Here is a 25,682-nt window from a genome sequence, read left to right as displayed (position 1 = left end):
CCATCACTGGCAGCGAACTGCCCACGCGCCCGACACCAGCGGGAGGCCCACAGTCCGGACCGGGAGCAGGGCCGAGGATTCACCGGGCGCCCGTGCGGGAACGCGGGCCGCCCGTTGGACGAAATCCGGAAGGTCAGTTCGGGCGGCCGACTTCGTATGTGCCGTCGTCCTTGGTGATCTTGACGCTGACCTTCTTCTGCTCACCGCTGACCTTCAGGTCACAAGTGAAGGTCGCGTCGACCTCGACCTGCTGGCCGGAGGGGCAGGAGACGTCGGCGACGTCCTGGATGCCGTAGGAATCCGAGAGCACCTTCTTGACACCGTCCTGGACGGCGGCCTGGTCGAGCTCGTCTTTGCTGGTCAGCACCAGCACCAGCACCACAATGGCGCCGATCACGGCGAGCGCGAGCACACCTAGGCCGATGAACAGGCCCTTGCTCTTGCCACCGCTGCTCGGCGTCGGAGTCGGCTGCGGCTGCTGCCACTGCGGTTGACTCTGCTGCCACGGCTGCTGGCCCTGCTGAGCCGCCCAGTCCTGCTGCGTCGGCTGCTGCTGCCCCCATTGCGGCTGACTCGGCTGACTGGGCTGGCCCCACTGGGGCTGGCTCGGCTGACTGGGCGGGTTCGGCTGACCCCACTGCGGCTGACTCGGCTGACTCGCCGGATTCGGCTGACCCCACGGCTGCTGCGGCGGCTGCTGCGCGTTCGGATCCCCCCACTGCTGGGTCGGCTGGGCGGGCGGGGTACCACCCCACGGCTGGGCCGGCCCGGCTGCACCGGGTGCCTGCTGTCCGCCCCACTGCTGGGTCGGATCGTTGCGTCCCTCCCCGGGACCAGGGGCGTCGTTCGGTCCGTACGGGCCGCTCATCTGCTTGCCTCCACTCGCATCGTTATACATACGGTAGCCCCCCGCGTGAGACTCGTCGCCCAACAGGACCGATCCTGTCGAGGTGATCCTGTCCGACTCCTCCGCCACGGTCGGTACGCGAAAGAAATCAAATCACAATCGAATCCGCTACGCGGCGTCCACGGCTACGACACCCCGTCGGATTGCCCGGACCGCCTTGGCCGCGGTCGCCGCGACCTCCACGTCATCGGCGGTCCCATGGATCTGATCGAGCAGATCGATGACCTGCCTGCACCACCGCACGAAATCGCCCGCGGACAGCGGCGAATTCTGATCACCGCTGGCCAGCAACGACTCGGCCAACCCGTCGCCGCGCGCCCACTTGTAGACCCCGGTCGCGAAGCCCAGATCCGGTTCGCGGGTCGGCGGCAGCTTGTGCCGCGCCTCGTCGGAACGCAACTCGCTCCACACGCCGACGGTCGCGCCGACCGCGCGGCGGATGGGTTCGGTCGGACCGCTGGCGCCGAGATAGCCGCCCTCCTGGCGGGATTCGTACACCAGGATGGAGATCACCGCGGCCAGCTCGGCCGGTCCGAGCCCGCGCCACAGTCCCTGCCGCAGGCATTCGGCGACCAGTAGATCGCTCTCGGCGTAGATCCGGGCGAGTCGGCGACCGTCGGCGGTCACCTCGCCCTCGTGCACGAACCCGCGCTCCTCCAGCAATCCGAGTATCCGATCGAAGGTGCGCGCCAATGAATTGGTGGTCGCGGCAACCTTCTGGCGCATGGTCTCGGTCTCGCGCAGCAGCCGGTTGTAGCGCTCGCCGACTCGGCTCATCTGCTCCCGATCGGGCCGGGTATGCGCCGGATGCGAACGCAGACTGCGCCGCAGCGTCGACAATTCCCGGTCGTCGCCCGCCTTCGACCGGTCACCGCGCCGCTGCCGGCCCGGCGCCGAGATCCCGGTGCTGCGCAGCGCCGAGGCCAGATCGCGGCGGGTGCGCGCGGTGCGGTGATCGATCTTGCGGGGCAGCCGCATGTGACCCAACGCCTTTGCCGGCACTGGGAAGTCCGCGACCGACACCCGGCCCGCCCACTTGTCCTCGGTCAGCACCAGCGGGCGCGGGTCTCCCGGTGTGGCATCCGGTTCCAGAATCACCGCGAGTCCGGCCCGCCGCCCGGACGGAATCGCCACCACGTCGCCGCGCCGCAACGAAACCAGCGCGTCCACGGCGGCGCCGCGCCGATCGGCCCGACCCTGCTGCTCGATCTGACGTTCCCGCTGCTTGATCCGCTCGCGCAACGAGATGTACTCCAGGAATCCGCCGTCCTCGCCGCCGAGCTGATCACGCAGTTTCCGCAACTGCCCCTCATTGCGTTCGATGCCACGGACCAGCCCCACCACCGACCGGTCGGCCTGGAATTGCGCGAAGGAACGCTCGAGCAACGCCCGCGACTCGTCCGCGCCCATCCGATCGATCAGATTGATCGACATGTTGTAGCCCGGCCGAAACGAACTGCGCAGCGGATAGGTCCGCGTGGAGGCCAAACCGGCGACCGCACTCGTATCGACCTCGGGCTGCCACAGCACCACGGCATGCCCCTCGACGTCGATCCCGCGCCGCCCGGCCCGACCGGTGAGCTGGGTGTACTCCCCCGGCGTCAGCTCGGCGTGCGATTCACCGTTGAACTTGACCAGCCGCTCGAGCACCACTGTCCGCGCCGGCATATTGATGCCCAATGCCAGTGTCTCCGTGGCGAATACGGCCCGCACCAGCCCGCGCACGAACAATTCCTCGACGGTGTGCCGGAACGCGGGCAGCATCCCCGCGTGATGCGCCGCGAGCCCGCGGTGCAGCGCCTCGCGCCACTCCCAGTAGCCCAGCACCTCGAGATCATCCTTCGGCAGATCCCCGGTGTGCTTCTCGATGATCGCGTCGACCTCTTCGGTCTCGTCCGCTCGAATGAGATCCAGGCGCGAACGCAGGCATTGCGCCAGCGCCCCGTCACAGCCCGCCCGGCTGAAGATGAAGGTGATCGCGGGCAGCAGCCCTTCCTCATCGAGCTTCGCGAGAACCTCCGGGCGCGGCAACGGCCGGAAGTTCCGGTTCCCACCGCGACCACCGCGCGGCCCGCCCCAGCCGTTCATCCGGTCCGCGGCCTCGCGATGGCGGATATAACGCACCAGGTCCTCGTCGACGAGCACCTTCTGATCGCTGGAGTCGGTGTCGAAGAGGTCGAACATCCGCCGCCCGACCATGACGTGCTGCCACAGCGGCACCGGCCGGGTCTCGTCGACCACCACCGAGGTATCGCCGCGCACGGTCTCCATCCACGCGCCGAACTCCTCGGCGTTGCTGACCGTGGCGGACAGACTGACCAGCCGCACGTCCGGTGGCAGGTGCAGGATGACCTCTTCCCACACCGCGCCGCGGAAGCGGTCGGCGAGGTAGTGCACCTCGTCCATCACCACATACGACAGTCCGCGCAGCGCGTCGGAGGAGGCGTAGAGCATATTGCGCAGCACCTCGGTGGTCATCACGACCACCGGCGCGTCCGGGTTGATCGACTGGTCGCCGGTGAGCAGCCCGACCTGGTCACGTCCGTACCGTTCGGTCAGGTCGGCGAACTTCTGATTCGACAGCGCCTTGATCGGCGTGGTGTAGAAGCACTTTCCGCCCGCGGCGAGCGCCAGGTGCACCGCGAACTCGCCGACGACGGTCTTACCCGCGCCGGTCGGCGCGCAGACCAGCACACTGTGCCCGCCCTCGAGGGCCGCACAGGCGTTGCGCTGGAAGGGATCCAACCCGAAAGTCAGCTCGGCGGAAAACTTTGCCAGCTCGCCTGCCTGCGACCGTTGATATGTCACCGTCAGAGGGTATCGGAGTAGTCCGACACGGGGCGCGGTGATTTCTCGGGCGGTTCCATGATCGAATCGGCCGGGTTGATCGGCTCGGGTCCGGTGATCGAGGAGGCCTCCTCATCCGCGAGCGCCGCCAATTCCGCGGCCTCTCGGCGGGCGCGCCGCCGGTCGTTGACCCGGGAGAACTGGATGGCGACCTCGAACAGTACCGTCAGCGCGAACGCCAACGCCAACATCGAGAACGGATCCTGCGGGGTCACGATCGCGGCAAAGACGAAGAGCCCGAACACGATTCCGCGCCGCCACTTGGCGAGCTTCTCGTACTTGAGCACCCCGACGAGATTCAATCCGACTACCAGCAACGGGATTTCGAAGCTGACGCCGAAGATCACCAGCAGATTGATGATGAAGCTGAAATACTGCGAGCCGCTCAGCGCGGTGATCTGCGCATTGTTGCCGATATTCAGCAGGAAGCTCAACGCATGGGCGACAACCCAATACGCCAGGACCGCGCCGGTCATGAACAGCGCGCTGCCCGAGGTGACGAACCCGACCGCGTACTTGCGTTCCTTCGAGTACAGACCCGGGGTGATGAACGCCCAGATCTGGTACAGCCACACCGGGGCGGCCAGCACGACGCCCGCCGTCATGCCGACCTTCAACCGCAACATGAACTGTTCGAAGGGCGCCGTGGCCAGCAGTCGGCACGCGCCGTCGGCGGTCAGCACGGCTCGCGAGGAGGCGGGCAGCGAACAGTACGGTCCGGTCAGGAGCGAGCCGAGGCTTTCGAGGCCGAAGATCGTGTGCGCGTACCAGAAGAACCCGAACACCGTGGTGATCACGACCGCGGCGATCGAGATCAGCAGTCGACGCCGCAGCTCTTGCAGATGTTCGACCAACGACATGGTGCCGTCGGGATTCGTCCTGCGCTTGCTGCGCCGGGGATCGAACGGGATTCGCATGGTGGTGTGTTGGCCCCTGGGTCGACGGTGCCCGCACCGATCGGCGGGCAACAGCACTGCGCTCGGAGCGAGTTCACACTCACCCCGGCGGCAACGCTGGGCTCAGAGCGACTTCGGCTGCGCCTGGGGCTCTGCCTGCGGCTGGACGACCGTCGGCTGGGCCTGCGGAAGCTCCGCGGCCGGTTGCTGGGCCGGTGCTGCACTTGCCTGCGCGGTGTTCTCGTTCTGCATCTGGCTGACTTCGCTCTTGAAGATGCGCAATGAACGGCCCAGGCTACGGGCGGCATCGGGCATACGCTTCGCGCCGAAGAACATCACGAAGACCGCGGCAATGATCAGCCAGTGCCAGATGCTCAGACTGCCCATAATCTACCTCCAAAGAATGTGGTAGCTCTGATGCTACCGGACTATGACATGGGAGAACTCCCGCGTCCATATGCGTTTGCCATGCGTTCAGACTCACCTCTGTGCCACAAAGATCGGCCCCGGAGCTGCTCAGGAGCAGCCCGGCGCCGCTAGTGACCGCCGCGAGGTCGCTCTACCGTGTCAGCCGCCGCCGCGCGCAATTGCTCCAACAGTTCCGGCCCGGTCCAGGTGCGTTTGTCACCGTGTTCGGCGGCCACGATCAGTTCGATGAGCCGCTGGTTCACCGGCGTCGGCAGGCCTACCATCGCCCCGAGGCTCACGATCTCACCGCACAACCAGGAGATTTCGGTCTTGCGCCCGAGCGCGAGATCGTCGGCCATGGACGAGCGGGCGACCGGATCGATGGCGAGGACCTTTCCGGCGACCCGGCGGAAGATCCCATCCGGCACGGTCAGCAGCCGGGCCATCAATTCCGGCGGCAGCGGCGTCAGGCGGGCCGGGCGAATTCGCGCTCTGTTCATCGCGGCGAGCGCCTCACGCTGGGTCAGTGCCAGGCAGCGACGGTAGTCGCGGTCGGCCAGCTGCTCGCGCAGTGGTCTGCCGGAGAGTGCGTTGATGGGGTTGTTCAGGTTCAGCAGCAGCTTCGCCCACTGCACCGGTAACAGATCGGGATAGCGGCGCGGCGCCAGACCGGCCCGCTGGAATACGTCGGTGAACGGGGCGAGCGCCGGATCGTCCTGGATGGCGAGTCCGCCTTCGGTGCCGCGATGGAACCGGCCGTCCGGATGGTGCACCACGTTGAACATCACCATGCCCGCGAGCACGACGCAGGTGGGCAGGATCTCGCGGATTACCTTGTCGTTGCCGATCCCGTTCTGCAAGCTCAGGACCACAGTGCCGGGACGGATCTTGCCGTCGAGGTCTCGCACGGCGGCGCCGGTCGCCGCCGATTTCACCGTGACCAGCACCAGGTCGGCGGACCCGACATCCTCCGGCGTGGTCGCCAATCCGACCGCGTCGCCGGCCACCGCGACGTCGCCGCCGTCGAGATCGGTCAGGTGTAGCCCGGATACCTCTAGCTCGTCCAGCACACGCTGCCGACCGACGAACGTGACCTCGGCACCTGCCGCCGCCAGCTTCCCGCCCACGAACGATCCGATGCTCCCCGCGCCGAGTACCAGCACCCGAGCGGGAGCAATCACCTCACTCACGCAGATCCAGCCTCCGTGCGTTCATCGGTTCTCCAGCAACCCGGCCGCCTCGTACGCGGCGAGCGCGGCATTCGACCGCTCGCGCACGGCGGCGACCAACTCCGGCGGGCCGAGCACAGTGACACCGGAACCGAAACCCAGTAGTAGTCGGGCCATCCAGTCCAGGGTCGCGAAGCGCATGGTCGTCTCGATGCTGCCATCCGGATGCACGGCCATCCGGTGCATCGGGTACTGGTCTAGTACCCAGCCGTAATCACCGCGAATCCGCAAGCGCGCCAACGGAACCGCGGGATCGTCCTGGAACAGGTCGAGCGCGGCGGCCGCCTCGGTCGCGTGGCTCGGCGGGCGAGCGGGCTCGTCGAGTTCGGTGGCCGCCTCGATCCGGTCGAAGCGGAACAGCCGCACCCCTTCGGCCTGCCTGCACCAGGCCTGGAGGTAGCTGTTGTTGTCCACAAGGACAATACGAATGGGATCGACGACACGTTCCGAGACGACATCACGACTCGCCGAGTAGTAGACCAGCCGCAGCGCGTGCTGGCGGGCCAGGGCGGACCGCACCGTCGCAACAGCCGGGGCCTCGGTCGGCGGCAGCGCCGACTCACGGGATTCGGTGTCGTCGATGGTCGCGCCGCCGACGATGGCCGATTCGAGTTTGGCGATCGCCGCATGCGCCGCGGTCGGATCGACCATGCCCGGCATATCCACGATTGATCGCAGCGCGACCAGCAGCGCGGTCGCCTCGGTGGAGGTCAAGCGCAGCGGACGGTCGATGCCCGCCGAGAAGGTGACCTCGATGCTCTCCTCGGAGAACGACAGGTCGATGAGATCGCCGGGACCGTACCCGGGCAGGCCGCACATCCACAGCTGATTGAGATCGCTCATCAGCTGTTTGGTCGTCACACCCAGATCCGCCGCGGCCTCGGCGGCGCTGATGCCCGGGTTGGCGATGAAGTACGGGATCATGTTGAGCAGCCGCGACAGCCGCACCGAAAGGCGACTGCGCTCGCTCATGCCTGCACCTCGCCGGCGCCCGGCTCCGTCATGTGCGATGCACGCTGCGTCACGGTTCGCTGGCTCACCGCACTGGTGCTCGGCTTTGTCCCGCCCGAACGCGCGATGCGCCGATGGTTCACTCGACTGCGCACTCTCACGCGGTGACCTCCGTGTGGTCGAAGACAGAGCGCAGCCGCGCGACCACGTCCGCGCGCAGATCATCGGGTGCGAGCACTACGGCGTCGGGTCCGAGTCCGGTGATCAAGCGCGCCAACCAATCTCGGGATCGGATCGGCAGTTCGACGACGACGCCGGAGCGGCCGCCGATGGTCCGCTCCGCCATGACGGGGCCGAGTCTGCGGATCTCCCGGCCGCGGCCATCGGCGACCCACACGGTCGCGGTGCCGGTGACCGGAGCACTGCCGGTGACGGTGCCGACGATCTCCCGTAGGTCGACGCCATCGGGTTTGCGGACCGCGTTCGGCGGCCCGTAGGCGGTCACGTCGTCGCCGATGCGGGATAGCCGGAAGCTGCGAACGGCGTCCCGATTCCGGTCGTGCCCGACCAGGTACCAGCGGCCGTTGTGGGTGACCACGCCCCACGGCTCCACATCACGCATGACGTACGGCTCATTGATCTGACCCCGGTGTTCGAACCGCACCGCCTGACCCGCATCGACCGCGGCGAGCAGCTTGCCGAGCACCGCATCCGAGCCGCGGGTGCGCGCCGGGACTGCGGGCACCGACGCCACCGCGGCATCGGTCTCCACATGAATCCCCGCCGCGCGCAGCTTCAGCAGTGCGCCCTCGGCCGCAGCCGCTAGCTCCGGCGACTCCCACATTTGCACCGCGACCGCGACTGCCGCCGCTTCCTCGCTGGTCAGATCGATATCGGGTAGTTCGTAGGCGTCGCGGTTGATCCGATAGCCCTCCACCGTCGAATACCGGCTGACCTGCCCGACTTCCAAGGGAATGCCCAGGTCACGCAGTTCGTTCTTATCTCGCTCGAACATTCGACTGAATGCCTCGTCGCTGGCCGAATCCTCGTACCCCGCGACGCTGTCCCGAATCCGCTCCGCGGTCAGGAACTGCCGGGTCGACAGCAGCGCGATGACCAGATTCATCAGCCGCTCGACCTTGGATATCGCCACTCGACACAGGGTAATCGGCCGCACGCCGCCACCGCGCGTCGGCGCGCTATTCACACCGTTCCGGTTGGCCGGCCGTCATCATGGACCCATGATCATCGCGTTCTCCGTGACCCCGCTTGGTGCGGGTGTAGATGTCGGCCGAGCCGTCGCCGAGGCGGTGCGCGTCGTGCGAGCCAGCGGCCTCCCGAACCGCACCGACGCCATGTTCACCACCGTCGAGGGCGAGTGGGACGAGGTGATGGCCGTGGTCAAGGACGCCACGGATGCCATACTCGCGGTCGCACCCCGTTGCAGCCTCGTCCTGAAAGCCGATATCCGCCCCGGCGTCACCGACGCGATGGCCTCGAAGGTCGAGACCGTCGAACGCTACCTCGCCGAGAACTAGCCGCGACGTCCTCGCACACCTGTCGGCCTCCTCACAGAAGTCACACAACCTGCGCGAGGCACCCAATAGATCTGCGAGGACTACAGAGGCGGCGCGATCACATCGATCGCTGCCTCCCCCTCGGACGGCGGCGCAGGCGGCTACATCGAGGCGATCAGCCGATCGACCCGCTCGTCCACCGAGCGGAACGGGTCCTTGCACAGCACCGTTCGCTGCGCTTGGTCGTTCAACTTCAGGTGCACCCAGTCGACGGTGAAGTCGCGGCCGGCTTCCTGGGCGGCGGTGATGAAGTCGCCGCGGAGTTTGGCCCGGGTGGTTTGGGGTGGGGTGTCCACGGCGGCGTCGATGGCCTCGTCTTCGGTGACCCGTTTGGCCAGACCCTTACGCTGCAGCAGGTCGAAGACGCCGCGGCCACGCTTGATGTCGTGGTAGGCCAGATCCAGTTGGGCGATCTTGGGGTCGGAGAGCTCCATACCGTAGCGGTCCTGGTAGCGCTGGAACAGCTTGCGCTTGATCACCCAGTCGACCTCGGTATCGACCTTGGCGAAGTCCTGCGCCTCGACCGCATCCAGGGTGCGGCCCCACAGGTCGACTACCTGGTCGATATTCGGATCGCGGTCGCGGTTGCGCAGGTGCTCGACGGCGCGGGCGTAGTACTCGCGCTGGATGTCGAGGGCGCTGGCCTGGCGTCCACCGGCGAGCCGAACGGGCCGGCGACCGGTCAGATCGTGGCTCACCTCGCGGATGGCGCGGATCGGGTTGTCCAGGGCGAAATCGCGGAACGAGACGCCTGCCTCGATCATCTCGAGTACCAGTGACGCCGTGCCGACCTTCAGCATGGTGGTGGTCTCGGACATGTTCGAGTCGCCGACGATCACATGCAAGCGGCGGTACTTCTCCGCGTCGGCGTGCGGCTCATCTCGGGTATTGATGATCGGCCGCGAACGGGTGGTCGCCGAGGAGACGCCCTCCCAGATGTGCTCGGCGCGCTGCGACAGGCAGAACGTGGCGGCCTTCGGCGTCTGCAGGACCTTGCCCGCGCCGCAGATCAGCTGGCGGGTGACCAGGAACGGCAGCAGCACATCCGAGATCCGGGAGAACTCACCCGCGCGCACCACGAGGAAGTTCTCGTGGCAGCCGTAGGAGTTGCCCGCGGAATCGGTGTTGTTCTTGAACAGGTAGATGTCGCCGCCGATGCCTTCCTCCGCGAGGCGCTGTTCGGCGTCGATCAGCAACTCCTCCAGCACGCGCTCACCGGCCCGGTCGTGGGTAACCAGCTGCGCCAAGTTGTCGCACTCCGCGGTCGCGTACTCCGGATGCGACCCGACATCGAGGTAGAGCCGAGCACCGTTGCGGAGGAACACGTTAGAGCTACGGCCCCAGGAAACTACCCGGCGGAACAGATACCGGGCCACCTCGTCAGGACTGAGCCGACGGTGTCCGTGGAAGGTGCACGTCACACCGAATTCGGTCTCGATCCCCATGATTCGTCGCTGCACACTATCGACATTACAGCCATGTCATGCACTCGCGTGGGGCTGCGGACAACCCGGATGCATACGTCTTCACAACAATTTCGCACGTGAGCGCAACGCTCAACGGAAAAACACCGCCCACGAGCGAGGCCCCCTCGACAAATCGAGGGGGCCTCTCGGGCACGCCTGGTAGGGCGGACAGCCACATGGTGACCGCGCCCGGCACCTACTCCGACTTCGGAGTCTCCTTATCCGACTTCGGAGCGTCCTTCTCCTCGGCCTCGGCCGCGGCCGTGGCCGCCGCAGCCTTGCTCTTGCTGCCCGACTTACCACCGGTTAGCAACTGCTCCAACGTCGGACCGGCGACCCGCCGGAACGCGCGCCGGGGCCGGGCCTGTTCCAATGTCGCGACCTCGAGCGAGGTCACGCCGACGACGCGCTTCTCCTTGTCGGGGGCGCTGTCGGGCACACCGGCCTGGAGTGCCGCCACCGCCACCGCGACGGCGGTGGACAGGTCGACGCCGGGCTGGTAGGACGCCTTCAACGCGGTGAGGATGGGCTCGGTCGTGCCGCCCATCACCACGTATTCGCGCTCGTCCACGATCGAACCGTCGAAGGTGATCCGGTACAGCACCGATTCCGATGACTGCTCCGGATAGCCCACCTCGGCCACACAGATCTCCACCTCGTACGGCTTGAGCTGATCGGTGAAGATCGTGCCGAGAGTCTGCGCGTAGGCGTTGGCCAGCCCACGACCGGTGACATCGCGCCGGTCGTACTGGTAGCCCTTCAGGTCGGCCTGCAGGATGCCGCCGCGGCGCAGCGCCTCGAACTCGTTGTACTTGCCGACGGCCGCGAACCCGACGCGGTCGTACAGCTCGCTCACCTTGTGCAACGTCGCCGACGGATTCTCCGCGACGAACAGCACACCCTTGTCGTAGGTCAGCACGATCACACTGCGACCGCGAGCGATACCCTTGCGCGCGAGTTCGGTCTTATCGCGCATGATCTGTTCGGCCGACGCGTAATACGGCAGTGTCATGCTGAGGCACTCCCCTCTTCCGCGGCCTCGCGATCGGCGACGATCGCCCGCGTGATCTCCTCCAGACGAGATTCGGTCACGTCGTCGGCACCCTCGTCGTTGATGACGATCGCCGTCGGGTAGATGCCGCGCACCAAATCCGGTCCGCCGGTGGCGGTGTCGTCGTCGGCCGCGTCGAAGAGCGATTCGACGGCGATGCGCAATGCGCGGTCCTCGGCGATTCCCTTGGCGTACAGCTTTTTCAACGACGACTTCGCGAACATCGAACCCGAGCCGACCGCGGTGTAACCGAACCGCTCCTCGCTGCGCCCGCCGACCACGTCGTAGGACACGATGCGACCGGCCTTGTCCGGATCGGTGGCGTGCTGGTCATAGCCGACCAGCACTGGAACCACCGCCAGACCCTGCAGTGCGGCGGGTAGGTTGTCGCGCACCATCTTCGACAGTTTGTTGGCCTTGCCGTCGAAGGTCAGCGAGACGCCCTCGATCTTCTCGTAGTACTCCAACTCCACCGCGAACAACCGCACCATCTCGATGGCCATACCCGCGGTGCCCGCGATACCGGCCGCCGAGTAGGTGTCGGTGATGTACACCTTCTCGATATCCCTGCTGGCCAACAGGTTTCCCTGGGTGGCCCGCCGGTCACCGGCGATCAGCACACCACCGCGGAACGAGACGGCCACGATGGTGGTTCCATGCGGAGCCAGATCCTTCGCGGCGGTGCCACCGGAAATTCCGGTGGCACCCTCGATCGCGCCGAATCTGTTGCCGGGCAACAATTCCGGAGCGTGCATACGCAGGTGCTCGGTGAACGACGAGAGAGCGTGCCCCGGGTGGAGACGCAACGGGTCACCTGCTGTCACTGGCCACCCTTCTGCACATACGCGCGAACGAAGTCTTCCGCGTTCTCCTCGAGCACGTCATCGATCTCGTCGAGCAGGTCGTCGGTGTCCTCCGCCAGTTTCTCGCGGCGCTCCTGACCGGCGGCGTCTACGCCCTCCGGGCCCTCGTCCTCGTCGCCGCCCCCGGCGCGTTTGGTCTGCTCTTGTGCCATGGCAGCCGACCTCCTCTGTCCTCATCACGACCAGGGCTCCATTCTGAGCACGACCCTGATCATGAGCAATGTCCGTGCCCGTACCTAAACACTACCCAGCCATCCCGACAACGTGCTCTGTTATCGGCCGTGTGGCCGCGGCGTGTTCGCGGCCCCCTTGGTCTCGCGTCCGAGTCGTCGAGGCTCGCGACTGCGTCGCATGCGCTTCGACGACTCGGACGCTGGACAGGCCGCGAACGGGTTGCTCGTACGGGTCGCTCCGACGTGGTTACTTCCACGATAATCGTTGCGACCTGGGCTTATTCACTCATCTGGGCTAGGTGGTCAGCTGTTCGACCAGTTCAGCGGCAGTATTCACACCGTCGAGCAGTTTGCCGACGTGCGCCTTCGTCCCGCGGCGGGGTTCCAGGGTCGGGATGCGCACCAGGGAATCGCCACCAAGGTCGAAGATCACAGAATCCCAGCTGGCCGCCGCGATATCGGCACCGAAACGACGCAGACATTCGCCACGGAAGTAGGCGCGGGTGTCGGTTGGCGGCTTGGTCATCGCGTCGAGCACCTGCTGCTCGTTGATGAGGCGCTTCATCGAACCGCGGGCGACCAGGCGGTTGTACAGGCCCTTGTCCAGGCGCACATCGGAGTACTGCAGGTCCATCAGGTGCAGCTTGGGCGCGGCCCAGCTCAGGCCCTCACGCTGGCGCATACCCTCGAGCAGGCGCAGCTTGGCGGGCCAGTCGAGCAGGTTGGCGCACTCCAGCGGATCGCGCTCCAGCAGATCCAGCACCATGGCCCAGTTCTCCAGGATGTCCTTGACGCGGGCGTCGTCGCTGCCGCTACGGGCCACGAACTTCTCCACCCGGTCCAGGTAGATGCGCTGCAGCGCCAGACCGGTGAGTTCGCGGCCGTCGGTGAGCGCCACCGTCGCGCGCAGGGTCGGATCGTGGCTGATCTGGTGCACGGCGGTGACCGGACGGGCCAGTTGCAGATCCGACAGATCCTCCCCGGCCTCGATCAGGTCCAGCACCAGCGCGGTGGTGCCGACCTTCAGGTAGGTGGACATCTCGGCGAGGTTGGCGTCGCCGATGATGACGTGCAGCCTGCGGTACTTGTCGGCGTCGGCGTGCGGTTCGTCGCGGGTGTTGATGATGCCGCGCTTGAGCGTGGTCTCCAGGCCGACCTCGACCTCGATGTAGTCCGCGCGCTGGGACAGCTGGAACCCGGCGTGGTCACCGGACTGGCCGATGCCGACCCGGCCGGAACCGCAGATCACCTGGCGCGAGACGAAGAACGGGGTGAGCCCGACGATGATCTGGTTGAACGGGGTATCGCGGCTCATCAGGTAGTTCTCGTGGGTGCCGTAGGAGGCGCCCTTGCCATCGACATTGTTCTTGTACAGCTGCAGCCGCGGGGCGCCGGGCACACTCGAGGCGTGCCGGGCCGCCGCCTCCATCACCCGCTCGCCCGCTTTGTCCCAGATGACCGCGTCGATGGGGTCGGTGACCTCGGGCGCGGAGTACTCCGGGTGGGCGTGGTCGACGTAGAGCCGGGCGCCATTGGTCAGGATCATATTGGCGGCGCCGACCTCGTCGGCGTCGATCACCGGGGCCGGACCGTTCATCCGGCTCAGGTCGAAACCGCGCGCATCACGCAGCGGCGATTCCACCTCATAGTCCCAGCGCGTTCGCTTGGCGCGCGGCACACCCTCCGCGGCCGCGTAGGCGAGAACCGCTTGGGTAGAGGTGAGGATCGGGTTGGCGGACGGCTCGGTGGGAGTGGAGATGCCGTATTCGACCTCGATGCCGATGATGCGCTGCATACCGTCGAGCCTAGGCGACGCGCGCGTGCGGCCTGGCGCGACCGGCGATCTCGATGGACCTCAATGTCATACCCAGGGTGGTACTTCCGAAGGATACGTGCAGGCCGGGGTGGCCGGGATATTCGGAGCATGACCGATTCGATCGCCGATTCCCGATCCGACATCGCGGCGCGGCACCGCAAACCGGACGAGTCCGTCGCGTCGAAGAGCGCTGTCCGCACGCGGCTGGTCGCGTTGGACGTGCTGCGCGGAATCGCGATCCTCGGCACGCTCGGCACCAATGTCTGGATCCTCACCAACGCCGAGGGCCTGGTCGGCTATCTCGACGAGCTCCGCGGCTCCGCGACCGGCCGGCTGTGGGCCGAGCCGATATTGCAGCAGCTGGCGCAGGGCAAATTCCTCGGGCTGCTCACCATCATGTTCGGCATCGGCCTCGCCATCCAGCAGGGTTCGGCGGTGCGCGGCGGTCGACGCTGGCCGGGGAGCTATCCGTGGCGGGCCGGACTGCTGTTCCTGGACGGCGTGCTGAACTTCGTATTCGTCGCCGAGTTCGACGTACTGATGGGCTACGCGATGACCGGGCTGGTCGTGGCCTACATCCTCGCGACAAGTGCACGCGCGCAACGTCGTTGGCTGATGATCGCGGCGGGATTCCACATCGCGATGCTGACGCTCATCGGGACCGCCATCGCCCTTGCGGGCCAACAGAATTCGACGACACCCCGAACGCTGGATCCGAATCCCTATGCCGGCGGATCATTCTGGGATCTGGCGCTGTTCCGTCTGCGGGATGCGGGCACGTTCCGTTTCGAGCCGATCTTCGTCTTCCCGATGTCGATCGCGCTGTTCCTGGCCGGTGCGCAGCTGTTCCGGGCCGGCGTGTTCGGCCCGGAGGGCGCGCGCATTCGCCAGCGGCTGATGATCCTCGGATTCGCGATCGCCGCGCCCATCGATCTGGCGGTCGGTGTGCTCGGCGGCGGCGACCTGGTATTGCTCACCCGATACGGCACCGCACCGTTCGTCGCCTTCGGCATTCTCGCGCTGGTCGCGGAGTTCTACCTGCGCCGCCCACGGGTCGGATTCGTCGGCGGACGACTCACCGAGGTCGGCCGCACCGCGCTGAGCTGCTACATCCTGCAGAATCTTGTCGCATCGGTCCTGTGCTACGGGTGGGGTTTCGGGCTTGCCGCCCGGGTCTCGCCTGCGGCACGCGTGCCGTTCACGATCGGCGTCTACCTGCTGGTCGCGCTGATCATCGTTACGGCGGCGCATCTGTGGCTGCGCCGGTTCGAACGCGGTCCGGTGGAGTGGTTGTGGAATCTCAGCTACCGCACGTTGGCCCGCGAACCGCGGACCAACACCGCCGCTTAGCCACGCTCGAGCACATCGCCGCAGTTCAGCCGCCCGAAACAGGTGCACAGGCCGTCGAGTTCAGCGACGGGCGGGACGAAGAGAACACGAGTACCGAACTACTCGTGTTCTTTTCGCTCGGGTGCCGGATTCTTACGCAGCGTCACCGAACTGCGTCGACGTATCGTTTTCAGTTGCACCGGAGGTGCGTCGTGTCGGAACCGGCCCGAGCCATGAGTAAGGACCACGCGTTCGCCGAACTCGAACGTCTCGCGAACGAGGATCTGATTCTCTTCGATGGGCCAGCGTCTCCGGCCATGATCGGATTCGCGGGATTCGACCCGCACTCCGGAAAACGCCAACCGGGCAATATCGCCGGGGTGATCGTCCACGATGGCGATATGCCAGCGGCACCGAAACACCTCGACCCGCGAAATGCATTGGCGCTGTGGCGATTCTGCCGTTTCCTGGCCGCCAATTTCGGCGTCACGGATATGTTCACGATCGGAATAGACGGGGGCGGAACGCATTCCGACGGCTCCCCGCGCGTCGACTGCCACGGCCAGGGTCGCGCGGTGGATTTCGCCGGGGTCACCATGCCGGTCGGCGATGTATCGCGCAAGATCACCGTGGCGGCGCACTGGAGCATCGTGGAGACCGCGGTGACACCCGGCGGCACCTGGCCGCGCGGCACCGGCTCGCGCGTGTGTTATCGACTCGACGAACCCGATGCGAGTCCGCTCGGCGATCCCGACGGCGACCTGTTCGTCGCCGACTTCTTCCGCAGTGTCTACGATTTCGGCGCGAGCGAATGGCAGGACGGCTCCGACAGTCCCGATCCCACCAGCGCCATCTCCAGCATCGGTGCGCCGAGTTTCATCATGCATCCGGATCATCCGGACGCACAGCCGACCGGACGCGCGGCGCATATCGACCATATCCACTTCCAGATCGGCAAGTCCGGGACCGAGTGAGTGCACTAGCGTCGCCGGTGTGACGCTCGCCGAACGATACCCGTTGCTGCACACGCCGACCCGCTGGGAATGGGGCGGTCTGGATGTCCGGTTTTCCACCGAGCTGCCGCCCGACGAACTCGTCAGCAATATCCACGTCATCTGCTTCGTCGGTGGGCAGATCGTGCTGTGCCGCGATGATCGCGATATCTGGATCGTGCCCGGTGGCACTCGAGAAGCGGGCGAAACGATCGATGACTGTGTACGCCGCGAACTTCGGGAGGAGGCCGGTGCCCGCCCGGTCGGACCGGTACGCCCGATCGGCGCGCATCACACGACCACCGATCACGCCGAGCCCTACTATCCGTGGCAGCCGCACCCGCACAAAGCGTGGCTGTGGTGTACGGCGGATGTGGTGCTCGATTCCGAGCCGACCAATCCCGACGATGGCGAGAATATTCTCGAGGTCCGCACCTTCGCGCCCGACGAAGCGGTGCGACTGTCCCGCACCGATGGTGACCACATGGCCGAATTACTCGCTCTCGCAATGGAATTCCATCAGCGAGATGCACCCAATGATCGCTAGGGCGACCGCACGGGTTCGGCGCGGTTCAGCAGATCGGCCACGATCGTGTCGCGCGCCAATGGAACTCCGAGGCTGCGCGCGTTGCCTTCGAACAGGGCCAGGACGGATTCGGTGAGAATCCCCTCGACCTGATCGGAGGTCAGCGTGGTCGCGGCGTCGGCGCGCCAGTTGTTCACGAAGCCGTCGACGAAGCCGATGATGCCGAAGGCCATCGGGCGGGCCCGGTTCGGGTCGATACCGAAGCGCGCCAATGAGACCGCGAAGAGATCGGCCAGCCTGCCGCCGATGCGGTTACGCGCGCCGGTGAGCGCCTGCGACGAATCCCCTTGCGGTGCGGCCTCACCCAGGAATCGGTGCAGATTCGGATGCCGTTCCACCCAGCCGACGTAGGTACCGACCGCACCGTGCACGGCATCGCGCAGCGTGTCTCACTAATCTGAGTGTAACAGCTTGTATCGGATATTCGAGAGTTGGAGCTGACATGGGCAACGAGGCCGCGGCCATCCCGCAGGAATCCTTCGCGCAGCGCCTGCTGACCGGTTCGGTGCAGAAGTCCTACGAGCCTGCCGTCGATTTGGACTGGGACGCGCCGCTGGATCCGGACAAACTGTTCCTGCCGCCCGAAGTGATCTCGCTGTACGGCACCGCGCTGTGGGAATCCATGAGCCCGCAGCAGCGTCGGGAACTGTCCCGCCAGGAGCTGGCGAACGTGCTCTCGGTGGCATCTGGTTCGAGAACCTGCTCAACCGGCTGCTACTGCGCGAGCTGCTGCGCGATGACCCGACCACCCGGCATTCGCACTACACGCTCACCGAAATGGGCGATGAGTGCCGGCACATGATGATGTTCGGCAAACTCATCGATCGGATCGAGGCGCGTCCGTACGGGCCCCGGCTGCCCGGCCGGCTGGCCATCGGCGCGCTGCCACTGTTCCTGCGCGGGTCGATGACCTGGGTGGGCGCGCTGGTCGGTGAGGAGATCTTCGACGCGTTGCAGCGGCGCACCCTCGACGATCCGGAGTTGCAGCCCTTGGTATCTCGGGCGATGCGCATCCACGTGACCGAGGAGGCACGGCATATCGGGTTCGCGCGCGATGCGCTCGCCCGGCGGGTGGCCACCATGTCGCAGGCCGAATTGGCCTACACCCGTTTGTGTGTCGCGGTGGCCACGCCGCTGTTCGTGTACCTCATGACCAATCGGCACATGTACGACCGCGCCGGGTTGGACGGGCGCGCGGCCCGGCAGATCGCGACCGGCAATCCGTACGCCAAGAAGGCGCTCGGCACCGGTGCCGCGAATCTCGGCGCGTTCTTGGACAAGCAGGGGTTGATCGGTCCGGTGGGCAAGCGCATCTGGCGCTGGCGGGGGCTGTACGCATGACCGAACCCGAAATCCTCATCGTCGGAGCCGGTTTCGGTGGTATCGGCATGGCGATCGAACTGCGCAAGGCCGGTTTCGACGACTTCGTCGTGCTGGAGAAGGCCGATGAGATCGGCGGAACCTGGCGGGAGAACACCTATCCCGGGTGCGGTTGCGATGTCATGTCGCTGATGCACTCCTATTCGTTCGAACCGAATCAGCGGTGGACCCGGATGTTCGCCCGGCAGCCCGAGATACTGGACTATCTACGCCGCACGGTGGATAAATTCGATATCCGCAGGCATATTCGGCTGCGTGCCGACGTCGTCGCGCTCGATTTCGATGACGAGACCGACCGCTGGCAGGTGCGCACCGCGGACGGGCGGTACTTCCGGCCGCGTGCGGTGGTGCTGGCGCCGGGGCCGCTACACGAACCGAGCGTGCCGGACTTCCCTGGCCGGGAGACGTTCCGGGGGCGCAGTTTTCACTCCGCGCAGTGGGATCACGATTTCGATATCACCGGCAAGCGGATCGCCGTCATCGGAACCGGGGCCAGCGCAGTGCAATTCGTACCGCAGATCGCAACGCAGGCCGAGCACGTGACGGTGTTCCAGCGAACACCACACTGGATCGTGCCGAAGCCGGATCGGCCGCTGTCATCGGTGGAGCATCGGATGTTCCGGTATCTGCCGGGATCGCAACGGCTCTACCGCTGGGCGATCTACTGGGGCTACGAGTCGTTGATCCCGGCGTTCATGAATCCCGAGCTCATGCGGCGCGTGGAAGTCCTCGCTCGCGCGCATCTGCGTCGGCAGGTGACCGACCCGGAGTTGCGCCGCAGCCGCACGCCCGGCTACCGGCTCGGGTGCAAGCGAATTCTGGTGTCCAACAACTACTATCCGGCACTGCAACGCGATGACGTCACACTGGTCACCTCGCCGATCACCTCGCTCACCGAGACCGGGATCGTCACCGCCGATGGCATCGAGCAGGAATTCGACGCCATCGTGTACGGCACCGGATTCAAGATCTCCGATCGGTTCGCCGACCAGCACATCGTCGGCGCGAATGGGCGCACGCTGCAAAATGCCTGGCGCGCTGGAATGGCAGGCTTTCTCGGTGTCGCGGTGCACGGGTTCCCGAATCTGTTCCTCATCATGGGCCCGAATTCCGGTGGGGGAAACCAATCCATCGTCTTCATGATCGAGGCGCAGGCCCGGTATATCCGCCGATGCCTGGAGTTGCTGGGCAAGACCTCGAGCAGCCGCATCGAAGTCCGGGCCGCGCCGCAGCACGAGTTCAACCGTCGCATGCAGGCGAAATTGGCTGGTACCGTGTGGAATTCGGGTGGCTGCCAGAGCTGGTACCTGGACGAGCACGAGGTCAACCGCGCCGCATGGCCCGGCTCCAGCGTCTCCTACTGGCGGAGAATGCGCAGACCTGATCCAGGGCACTACGACCTGACCGTGCCTGCGGATCGTGAACCGGCACACCAGTATTCAGGCCCGACATTACTCGATGCACCGGGCGCGGAGGTTCCGGTCGAAGTCACCCTCAGCGGACATCCGGATCCGATCGACGGCCTCTACCACTGGTACGGACGCCTCGCACCGGCTGACGGCGGCGAACTGCCCGATCCGGGGCGGGCCGAGGTATTCCTGACCCTGCCCGGCAGGGAGCCCACCGCGGGCCGACTCCAGGAGCGCGACCCGTGGGGCAACCTCCGCGTCGTCGGCATCGGCGATCCTCCGTACGCGCTCGACACGATCCGGTCGACCTCGCTGTCGTAGTCACAACTCAGTGCCGGGTCGCGGTCGGAATCGCCCCAGCCGAGCCAGTCCGGTGCAATCACCCTGCGCGACAACGCGAGTGGCCCGATCTGGTGCCGCCACGCGGCGTGACTCTCGGGCCAGCCGTGCAGCAGCACCAGCGGCTCGCCCTGTCCGGTATCGACGTAACGCAGTCGCGCACCATCGACCGTTACCTCGCGCAACTCGAATGTCGGCTCACCTATCGACATCGCTTGCTCATCCGATTTCATCCTTGATCTCCTCACCGTCTCGCGGAGCGTCCTTCGGTATCGTCGCGGACATGGTGCGGTCAGCACTTCCAGAAACGTGTCCTCCCGACGCGGCGGTCGCCACCGCGCACGCGCAGCTCTGGCTACGGCTCGGGCACGCCGTCTACATCGGGCCGGGCATGGCCCTCGGCGCGCACTCCACCGCGGTCGCCTGCCTCGGCGTCGGACTGGACGGCCCGTTTCGTGTCCGCGTCGCCGACTCCCCCGATATCACCGCCCGCAGCTTCCTGTTCCGAGCCCGCGTCACCCACCACGTCCTCGACCCCGACGTCCGCAAGCTGTTCTGCTTCTTCGACCCGACCTCGACCAGCATGGCCCGCTGCCTGGGCGGCATGCGGCGCACCGTCAACGGATACAGTGCCGACCACCGCCACGAGGCCGAACTGATCGAGCTCTGTGCCGATCCGCGGCCGGATATCGACCGGCTCCTCGACCTCGCCAGCATCCCGATCCCCACCATCCGCGATCCGCGCATCGCCGCCGTCGCCACGGCCATCCGCGCCGATCCGACCGAGCAACAACGCGCCGCCGAAAAGGCCGGCGCCGCAGGCTTGTCCACGTCGTACTTCCTGCGCACCTTCGCCGAACAAACCGGCACCAGCTTCCGCCGTTACGTCCAGTGGGCCCGAATGCTGCGGGTAGCCGAGGCCTATGCCGCGGGCCACGACCTCACCCGCGCCGCCGTCGACGCCGGCTTCGCCTCCCCCTCACATTTCAGTGACACCTTCCGCGCCATGTTCGGCCTCACCCCCACCGCCTTCACCACCATCAACAGCGAACTCCACCTCGACTGATTCGGGACTACACGTCGAAGTAGAGTTCGGCCGATTTGTCACCGATGACGTGATCCGCCTCGTGGTGGTCGACGAACCGAGGCAGAACCAACCCACCGATCGGACGCATTTTGGTCACGTGCACAAGACAAAGCACAACAGTCTGCGCATTTGTCGCTAGCGCCGCGCCGCGCCGATGCGTTGTGCTGAAAGGCGACGACGGAGTCACCTGCACAAGCGTTCGCCAGCCGTGTGACCTCGACATCTATTGAGCCCGAATTCCACCTCTGCGATACCGCCGTTCTGCACGCGGGCGGCACCCCGTTCTCGGTGTACAACACCAACCCCGTCGACCTGCTCGCCTACCAGTTCGGCAACGCGGGCAACACAATCGTCATCTGCGAGCGCCAGTTCGCGCCGAAGATCCTGGAGGCCGTGAAAAAGGCTGCGGCCCAGGGCAATAACGTCGAGCACGTGATCTGCGTCGATGAGGCTGCGGCGGGCACGATCGCACTGTCGACAGTCGAGGCGACACCTCAGGAGGACTTCGACTTCGAAACCACCTGGCGCGGTGTAGGACCCGATGACCTGCTGACCATCGTCTACACCTCCGGCACCACCGGCCCGCCGAAGGGCGTCGAACTCACCCACACCAACTTCATCGAAAACGCCCGCGTCATCGAACAATTCGGTGGCGGCAGCAGCAGCGACCGGGTGATCTCGTACCTGCCCGACGCGCACGCCGCCAACCGCTGGTTCGCGCACTACCTGACGATGCTGGAAGGCGGCGAGATCACCACCGTCGCCGACCTGAAGATGGTCGCCGAGGCGCTGGCCGAGGTGCACCCGACCGTCTTCCTCGGCGTGCCCCGGATCTGGGTGAAGGTGAAGGGCGCGCTCGAGGAGCGCTTCGCCGCCGAACCGAGCCCGGTCAAACACGCGCTGATCCAGTGGGCGGTGCGGACCGGCCGCGCCCGCGCAAGGGCCGCGTCCGATGGCCGAACCCATGGTCTATCGGCGAAACTCCAGTACAATCTCGCCGATCGCCTGGTGCTCTCGTCGATCCGCACCCGCCTCGGCCTGGATCAGGTCCGTGCCGCGGTCACCGGTTCGGTGGCCATCCCACCCGAGGTGCACGAGTTCTTCCGGAGGTCTTGGCCGCAATCGAGCGGGGTGTCGCCGCCGCCAATGGCAAACTCTCCCGGGTGGAGCAGATCAAGAAGTACATCGTGCTGCCCGAGGTTTGGGAGCCGGGCAGTGACGTCCTGACGGCGACCGGCAAACTCAAACGCACCCCGATCGCCACCCGCTACACGGATACGATCGAGAGCTTCTACTCGAAGTAGGTTCGGGACGGAGAAGTTTCAATGATGCCATCGCGGACACGGGCGTTCGACGATCTGCACCGCAGGGCGGCCGCGCTGGTCGACGGGTTCTACGCCACCCTGCCACCCTATCCGCGGCTACCGCAGTCCTTGGTGGAGACCGACTTCGCGCGCGGTACGAAGCTCAACGTCGACCTGTTCTTCGAGTATCTGCGCCGAGGTACCGAACCCTCGGAGGAGGACACCCGTGAGCTCGTCGAGTTGGCCATGGACCGGCTCCGCGATGGCGCGCCGCTGCCCGAAGTGCTCGACCGGTATCGGCTCGGCGCGGCCTTCATCTGGGAGCGGCTGCGGGAATCGGCCACCGCCACCGAACAAGACCTGCTGCTCGACGCCGCACTGGTGCTGCTGAAATACGTCACCCTGGTGACCACCCGCATCGCCACCGCGGCGACGCAGCGTTCGCACGATCCGCGCTGGGAACTGCTGGAGCGTCGGCGCGGCATCGCCGAGGCCCTGCTCACTGGGCACGACCCGGTCGAGTGGGCCAACGACCCCGTCATCACGGTCGCCGACGCCTTCCTCGTCGCGGTCTTCCGCCTGTGCGGCACCCGCGGTGGGCCGGCATCGGCGCTGCGGCATCGGGTGGAGGCGACTCCGGGCGTCTTCCTGCGGCTGGACGCGGGCGGCTGGACCGCACTCATCCCGCTGCAGCCGGGTGATGACGGTGCGGCCGCCCTTACCGGGCTCACCGCGCGACTACCCGCACACCAACCCGACCAGGCGCCGCCGTACTGGGTCGGCGTCGGCGCGGCACTGACCAGGGCGGAGATCCCCGCGATGTTCGCCGAGGCGCGGGTGCTCGCCGAACTCGGCCGATGTCTGACTCGTCGCGAAATCCTCTGCCGCAGAACGAATTTACAGTTCGAGTACACGGTTGCGGTGAGTGACGCGGCACGACCGGGGCTGGCCGCGGTGCTCGCGCCGCTCGATACCCAGCCGATGCTGGCGGCGACCCTCGAGGTGTTCGTCGACAGCGGGTTCAACCAGTTGGCGACGGCGCGACAGCTCAGCGTGCACCGCAACACGGTGACCTATCGCCTGTCCCGTGTACACGAACTCACCGGCCTCGATCCACATCGCCCCGCCGACGCCATGACCCTCTCTGCCGCACGCCTCGCCCGTCGCCTCGAATCCGCAGACTTCGCCCCCTGACCGCCGGGGTGTCCCGCAACGGCGGACTGACGACCTGGCTTGCCGCGCATTTCGATGTCGCGGGTCCGATCGACGGACCCGCACTCGCTGCCCGTATCCCCCGCCACGACGCACTGCACTGCAACTTCGACGCACCGGACATAACCGGGGAGTTGTATCGGGCGGCCGAGACCGATCCGGTGTTTCCGGTGCGCAGCCGGCGAGAACCGCGCCACCACACAACACCTTCGGCCGGCCGGTCGCCAACGCCCCGGCCCGGGTGCCCGCCGAACGTGACTTCGCCACCACAGTGCGGGCCGCCGACGCGGCCATCCACCCCGACGACGGCCTCGGCCTGCGCACCCGGTTCCCGGACACCCCGACCGCCTGCCCCTGGTCACCGAGTTCCTCGATCGCGTCGCCGTTACCCTGACAGCGGCCGTGCGACCGGGATAGTCTCCGTGAGGGATCCGATTCGGGATTCGCAGTCACCCGGGAGCATCCAATGATGAAGGCTCTGGTTACCAGCGGGGCAACCACCTCTCCCCGATCCATGCACGATGCCCCCGGGACACCCGGTGAACTGCGTTGGGAGGGCACCGCATTGCTGCGGGCGGGCGTCCTCGCCTTCGGCGGCACCATCGGCCCGACCTCGCTGCACGCGCACCATGCCGTCCGGGTTGTCGCCGCGTGTACGCCGGTGGTCGTGGTGGACGCCAGCGGTATCCGGCACCGCGGCACCCATGTCATCGTTCCCGCCGACGCACCGCACCGCATCGCCACCGGCGCCGAGCGGGGCACCGCGATCTATCTGGACCCCGAATCCGTCGCGGGCGCGGCCGCCGACCGCAGGGCCCATACGTACGGCTGGGCCGACAGCGCGCATTCGCTGCCCATCGATCCGGAGCGGGAAACGCTCGCTGATCTGGTAGCCGACGTCGTCGACGATCTCGAGCGCGACAACACCCAGCAGGTCGAGGACGATCGCCACGAGGCGGTCACCGACGCACTCGAACTACTACCGAGTCTGGTCGGCGACGGCCCGATCCGCGGCGCGGATGTCGCGCGCCGGGTCGGCATCTCGGCGACCAGACTCACCCATCTGTTCACCGCGCAGGTCGGAATTCCGTTGCGGCCCTACATACTCTGGCTCCGACTACATGTGGCGATCACCCGCGTCCGCTCCGGCGACGACCTCACCGCCGCCGCCCACGCCGCCGGTTTCGCCGACAGCTCGCATCTGACTCGCACCTGCCGCCGTACCTTCGGCCTGCCGCCCTCGGCGCTGAGCCGCCGCATCCAGTGGGATCTCGGCGACGCACCCTAGCGATTCCATCACCTGAAGTTCGCCGGTGTCGGCGACGTCAATTTCGGTCTGTTCACACTGATCTGGGATCAGCTCGTCTACCCGTTCACATCCGACGGCGGCTGCGCAATGTAGTCGGTGGTGGCCTGTCGATGCCGGATGAACCAGGCGGTGGATTCCCGCTTGCACAGCAGCACGATGACAGCGACCGACAGGCACAGGCCCGCGAACCCCGGCAGCGGGCCGACAGCCGTCAAACCCAGGCACAGGAACGCCGACACCGCCGCGAGGGCGACCGCGATCACCTGTACGGTGCGACCGTCCATACCGAAGGCGAAGGCGACGCCGCCGAGCAGCCAGGCGAACAGGTAGCCGAACGCGATCGCACCACCGAGGTCCGGATTGCCGGTCACGATGGCGATGATGATCAACCCGACGCCGAGTCCGGCCAGGCACCACGCGAGAATTCGGGCCGTGCGGACCGATGCGGGCATGATCTCGGCGGAGAAAGAGTCGTACGAATTCACGGCACTGCTCCTTCGATCGCTGGATTCTTTCGATAGCTGGGGCCATCAGCAATTTCGGTGAGCGCC

General features: G+C 66.6%; 24 protein-coding genes and 3 pseudogenes. 12 read left to right on the top strand and 15 right to left on the bottom strand.

Annotated features, from left to right (window positions below):
- Window positions 1–133: 133 nt before the first annotated feature.
- The 7 genes from OG874_RS09955 to OG874_RS09925 form a co-directional block, all read right to left on the bottom strand.
- A complete protein-coding gene (locus OG874_RS09955) occupies window positions 134–868 on the bottom strand; it encodes a DUF4333 domain-containing protein (protein ID WP_330254826.1) in 735 nt (244 codons plus the stop codon).
- Between the two features lie 147 nt (window positions 869–1,015).
- A complete protein-coding gene (locus OG874_RS09950; RefSeq protein ID WP_330254825.1) occupies window positions 1,016–3,715 on the bottom strand; it encodes a DEAD/DEAH box helicase in 2,700 nt (899 codons plus the stop codon).
- Window positions 3,716–3,717: 2 nt separating this feature from the next.
- The gene (gene tatC / locus OG874_RS09945) at window positions 3,718–4,671 is read right to left on the bottom strand and encodes a twin-arginine translocase subunit TatC (protein WP_330254824.1); all 954 of its coding nucleotides are present in this window, start codon (window positions 4,669–4,671) and stop codon (window positions 3,718–3,720) included.
- Window positions 4,672–4,773: 102 nt separating this feature from the next.
- Complete coding sequence (tatA, locus tag OG874_RS09940; RefSeq protein WP_330254823.1) at window positions 4,774–5,037, bottom strand: Sec-independent protein translocase subunit TatA; 264 nt, start codon at window positions 5,035–5,037, stop codon at window positions 4,774–4,776.
- 149 nt (window positions 5,038–5,186) lie between these two features.
- On the bottom strand, window positions 5,187–6,248 hold the full coding sequence (locus OG874_RS09935) for a 2-dehydropantoate 2-reductase (protein WP_330254822.1): 1,062 nt from the start codon (window positions 6,246–6,248) through the stop codon (window positions 5,187–5,189).
- A gap of 21 nt (window positions 6,249–6,269) precedes the next feature.
- The gene (locus OG874_RS09930) at window positions 6,270–7,259 is read right to left on the bottom strand and encodes a helix-turn-helix transcriptional regulator (RefSeq protein ID WP_330254821.1); all 990 of its coding nucleotides are present in this window, start codon (window positions 7,257–7,259) and stop codon (window positions 6,270–6,272) included.
- Window positions 7,260–7,395: 136 nt separating this feature from the next.
- Entirely contained in the window at window positions 7,396–8,391 is a 996-nt protein-coding gene (locus OG874_RS09925; protein ID WP_330254820.1) for a helix-turn-helix transcriptional regulator, read from the bottom strand.
- An 88-nt stretch (window positions 8,392–8,479) separates the two neighbouring features.
- Here OG874_RS09925 and OG874_RS09920 point away from each other — a divergent pair, with 88 nt between their 5' ends.
- Window positions 8,480–8,776: an MTH1187 family thiamine-binding protein gene (locus tag OG874_RS09920; RefSeq protein WP_330254819.1), complete on the top strand. Its 297-nt coding sequence runs from the start codon at window positions 8,480–8,482 to the stop codon at window positions 8,774–8,776.
- 140 nt (window positions 8,777–8,916) lie between these two features.
- On the opposite strand, the gene pafA is transcribed toward OG874_RS09920, so the two are convergent.
- From pafA to dop, 5 genes are all read right to left on the bottom strand, one after another.
- Entirely contained in the window at window positions 8,917–10,275 is a 1,359-nt protein-coding gene (gene pafA / locus OG874_RS09915) for a Pup--protein ligase (protein WP_330254818.1), read from the bottom strand.
- A 202-nt stretch (window positions 10,276–10,477) separates the two neighbouring features.
- The gene (gene prcA, locus OG874_RS09910; RefSeq protein WP_330254817.1) at window positions 10,478–11,293 is read right to left on the bottom strand and encodes a proteasome subunit alpha; all 816 of its coding nucleotides are present in this window, start codon (window positions 11,291–11,293) and stop codon (window positions 10,478–10,480) included.
- A complete protein-coding gene (prcB, locus tag OG874_RS09905) occupies window positions 11,290–12,156 on the bottom strand; it encodes a proteasome subunit beta (protein WP_330254816.1) in 867 nt (288 codons plus the stop codon). Before prcB ends, prcA begins: the two co-directional genes overlap by 4 nt.
- Window positions 12,153–12,347: a ubiquitin-like protein Pup gene (locus tag OG874_RS09900; RefSeq protein WP_014351559.1), complete on the bottom strand. Its 195-nt coding sequence runs from the start codon at window positions 12,345–12,347 to the stop codon at window positions 12,153–12,155. Before OG874_RS09900 ends, prcB begins: the two co-directional genes overlap by 4 nt.
- A gap of 316 nt (window positions 12,348–12,663) precedes the next feature.
- Entirely contained in the window at window positions 12,664–14,163 is a 1,500-nt protein-coding gene (gene dop, locus OG874_RS09895) for a depupylase/deamidase Dop (protein WP_330254815.1), read from the bottom strand.
- A gap of 129 nt (window positions 14,164–14,292) precedes the next feature.
- On the opposite strand from dop, the gene OG874_RS09890 reads away from it, so the two are divergent.
- From OG874_RS09890 to OG874_RS09880, 3 genes are all read left to right on the top strand, one after another.
- Entirely contained in the window at window positions 14,293–15,534 is a 1,242-nt protein-coding gene (locus tag OG874_RS09890) for a DUF418 domain-containing protein (RefSeq protein WP_330254814.1), read from the top strand.
- A 212-nt stretch (window positions 15,535–15,746) separates the two neighbouring features.
- Complete coding sequence (locus OG874_RS09885) at window positions 15,747–16,487, top strand: hypothetical protein (RefSeq protein ID WP_330254813.1); 741 nt, start codon at window positions 15,747–15,749, stop codon at window positions 16,485–16,487.
- A gap of 19 nt (window positions 16,488–16,506) precedes the next feature.
- The gene (locus OG874_RS09880) at window positions 16,507–17,052 is read left to right on the top strand and encodes an NUDIX hydrolase (RefSeq protein ID WP_330254812.1); all 546 of its coding nucleotides are present in this window, start codon (window positions 16,507–16,509) and stop codon (window positions 17,050–17,052) included.
- Here OG874_RS09880 and OG874_RS09875 read toward each other — a convergent pair.
- Window positions 17,049–17,462 carry a hypothetical protein gene (locus OG874_RS09875; protein ID WP_330254811.1) on the bottom strand — a complete coding sequence of 138 codons (414 nt, stop codon included), beginning with the start codon at window positions 17,460–17,462 and terminating at the stop codon, window positions 17,049–17,051. The two genes, OG874_RS09880 and OG874_RS09875, sit on opposite strands and share 4 nt — an antisense overlap.
- Window positions 17,463–17,533: 71 nt before the next feature.
- Here OG874_RS09875 and OG874_RS09870 point away from each other — a divergent pair.
- Window positions 17,534–18,432 (top strand): annotated as a pseudogene (locus OG874_RS09870) (AurF N-oxygenase family protein).
- Window positions 18,429–20,201: a DUF4873 domain-containing protein gene (locus OG874_RS09865; RefSeq protein ID WP_330254810.1), complete on the top strand. Its 1,773-nt coding sequence runs from the start codon at window positions 18,429–18,431 to the stop codon at window positions 20,199–20,201. Before OG874_RS09870 ends, OG874_RS09865 begins: the two are co-directional and overlap by 4 nt.
- 20 nt (window positions 20,202–20,221) lie before the next feature.
- Here the strand turns inward: OG874_RS09865 and OG874_RS09860 are convergent.
- Window positions 20,222–20,431, bottom strand: a pseudogene (locus OG874_RS09860) (alpha/beta fold hydrolase); the annotation flags it as partial.
- A 71-nt stretch (window positions 20,432–20,502) separates the two neighbouring features.
- Between OG874_RS09860 and OG874_RS09855 the strand changes: the two are divergent.
- The 6 genes and pseudogenes from OG874_RS09855 to OG874_RS09830 all read left to right on the top strand — a co-directional run.
- A complete protein-coding gene (locus OG874_RS09855) occupies window positions 20,503–21,285 on the top strand; it encodes a helix-turn-helix domain-containing protein (protein WP_330254809.1) in 783 nt (260 codons plus the stop codon).
- A gap of 231 nt (window positions 21,286–21,516) precedes the next feature.
- Window positions 21,517–22,533: an AMP-binding protein gene (locus OG874_RS09850; RefSeq protein ID WP_442943323.1), complete on the top strand. Its 1,017-nt coding sequence runs from the start codon at window positions 21,517–21,519 to the stop codon at window positions 22,531–22,533.
- Between the two features lie 98 nt (window positions 22,534–22,631).
- Complete coding sequence (locus tag OG874_RS09845) at window positions 22,632–23,804, top strand: PucR family transcriptional regulator (RefSeq protein ID WP_330254808.1); 1,173 nt, start codon at window positions 22,632–22,634, stop codon at window positions 23,802–23,804.
- A gap of 259 nt (window positions 23,805–24,063) precedes the next feature.
- Window positions 24,064–24,216, top strand: coding sequence for a hypothetical protein (locus OG874_RS09840; protein ID WP_330254807.1), 153 nt, complete (start codon window positions 24,064–24,066; stop codon window positions 24,214–24,216).
- A gap of 75 nt (window positions 24,217–24,291) precedes the next feature.
- On the top strand, window positions 24,292–25,110 hold the full coding sequence (locus tag OG874_RS09835; RefSeq protein ID WP_330254806.1) for an AraC family transcriptional regulator: 819 nt from the start codon (window positions 24,292–24,294) through the stop codon (window positions 25,108–25,110).
- Window positions 25,111–25,206 (top strand): annotated as a pseudogene (locus tag OG874_RS09830) (sterol desaturase family protein); the annotation flags it as partial.
- Here the strand turns inward: OG874_RS09830 and OG874_RS09825 are convergent.
- Window positions 25,188–25,616, bottom strand: a complete 429-nt coding sequence (locus OG874_RS09825) for a hypothetical protein (protein ID WP_330254805.1) — start codon at window positions 25,614–25,616, stop codon at window positions 25,188–25,190. The pseudogene OG874_RS09830 and the gene OG874_RS09825 overlap by 19 nt on opposite strands.
- Between the last annotated feature and the right edge of the window lie 66 nt (window positions 25,617–25,682).

It is taken from the genome of Nocardia sp. NBC_00565, assembly GCF_036345915.1.
Classification (GTDB): domain Bacteria; phylum Actinomycetota; class Actinomycetes; order Mycobacteriales; family Mycobacteriaceae; genus Nocardia.
The sequence above is the reverse complement of the archived record's forward strand: the minus strand, read 5'-3'. Positions and strand labels throughout refer to the sequence as shown.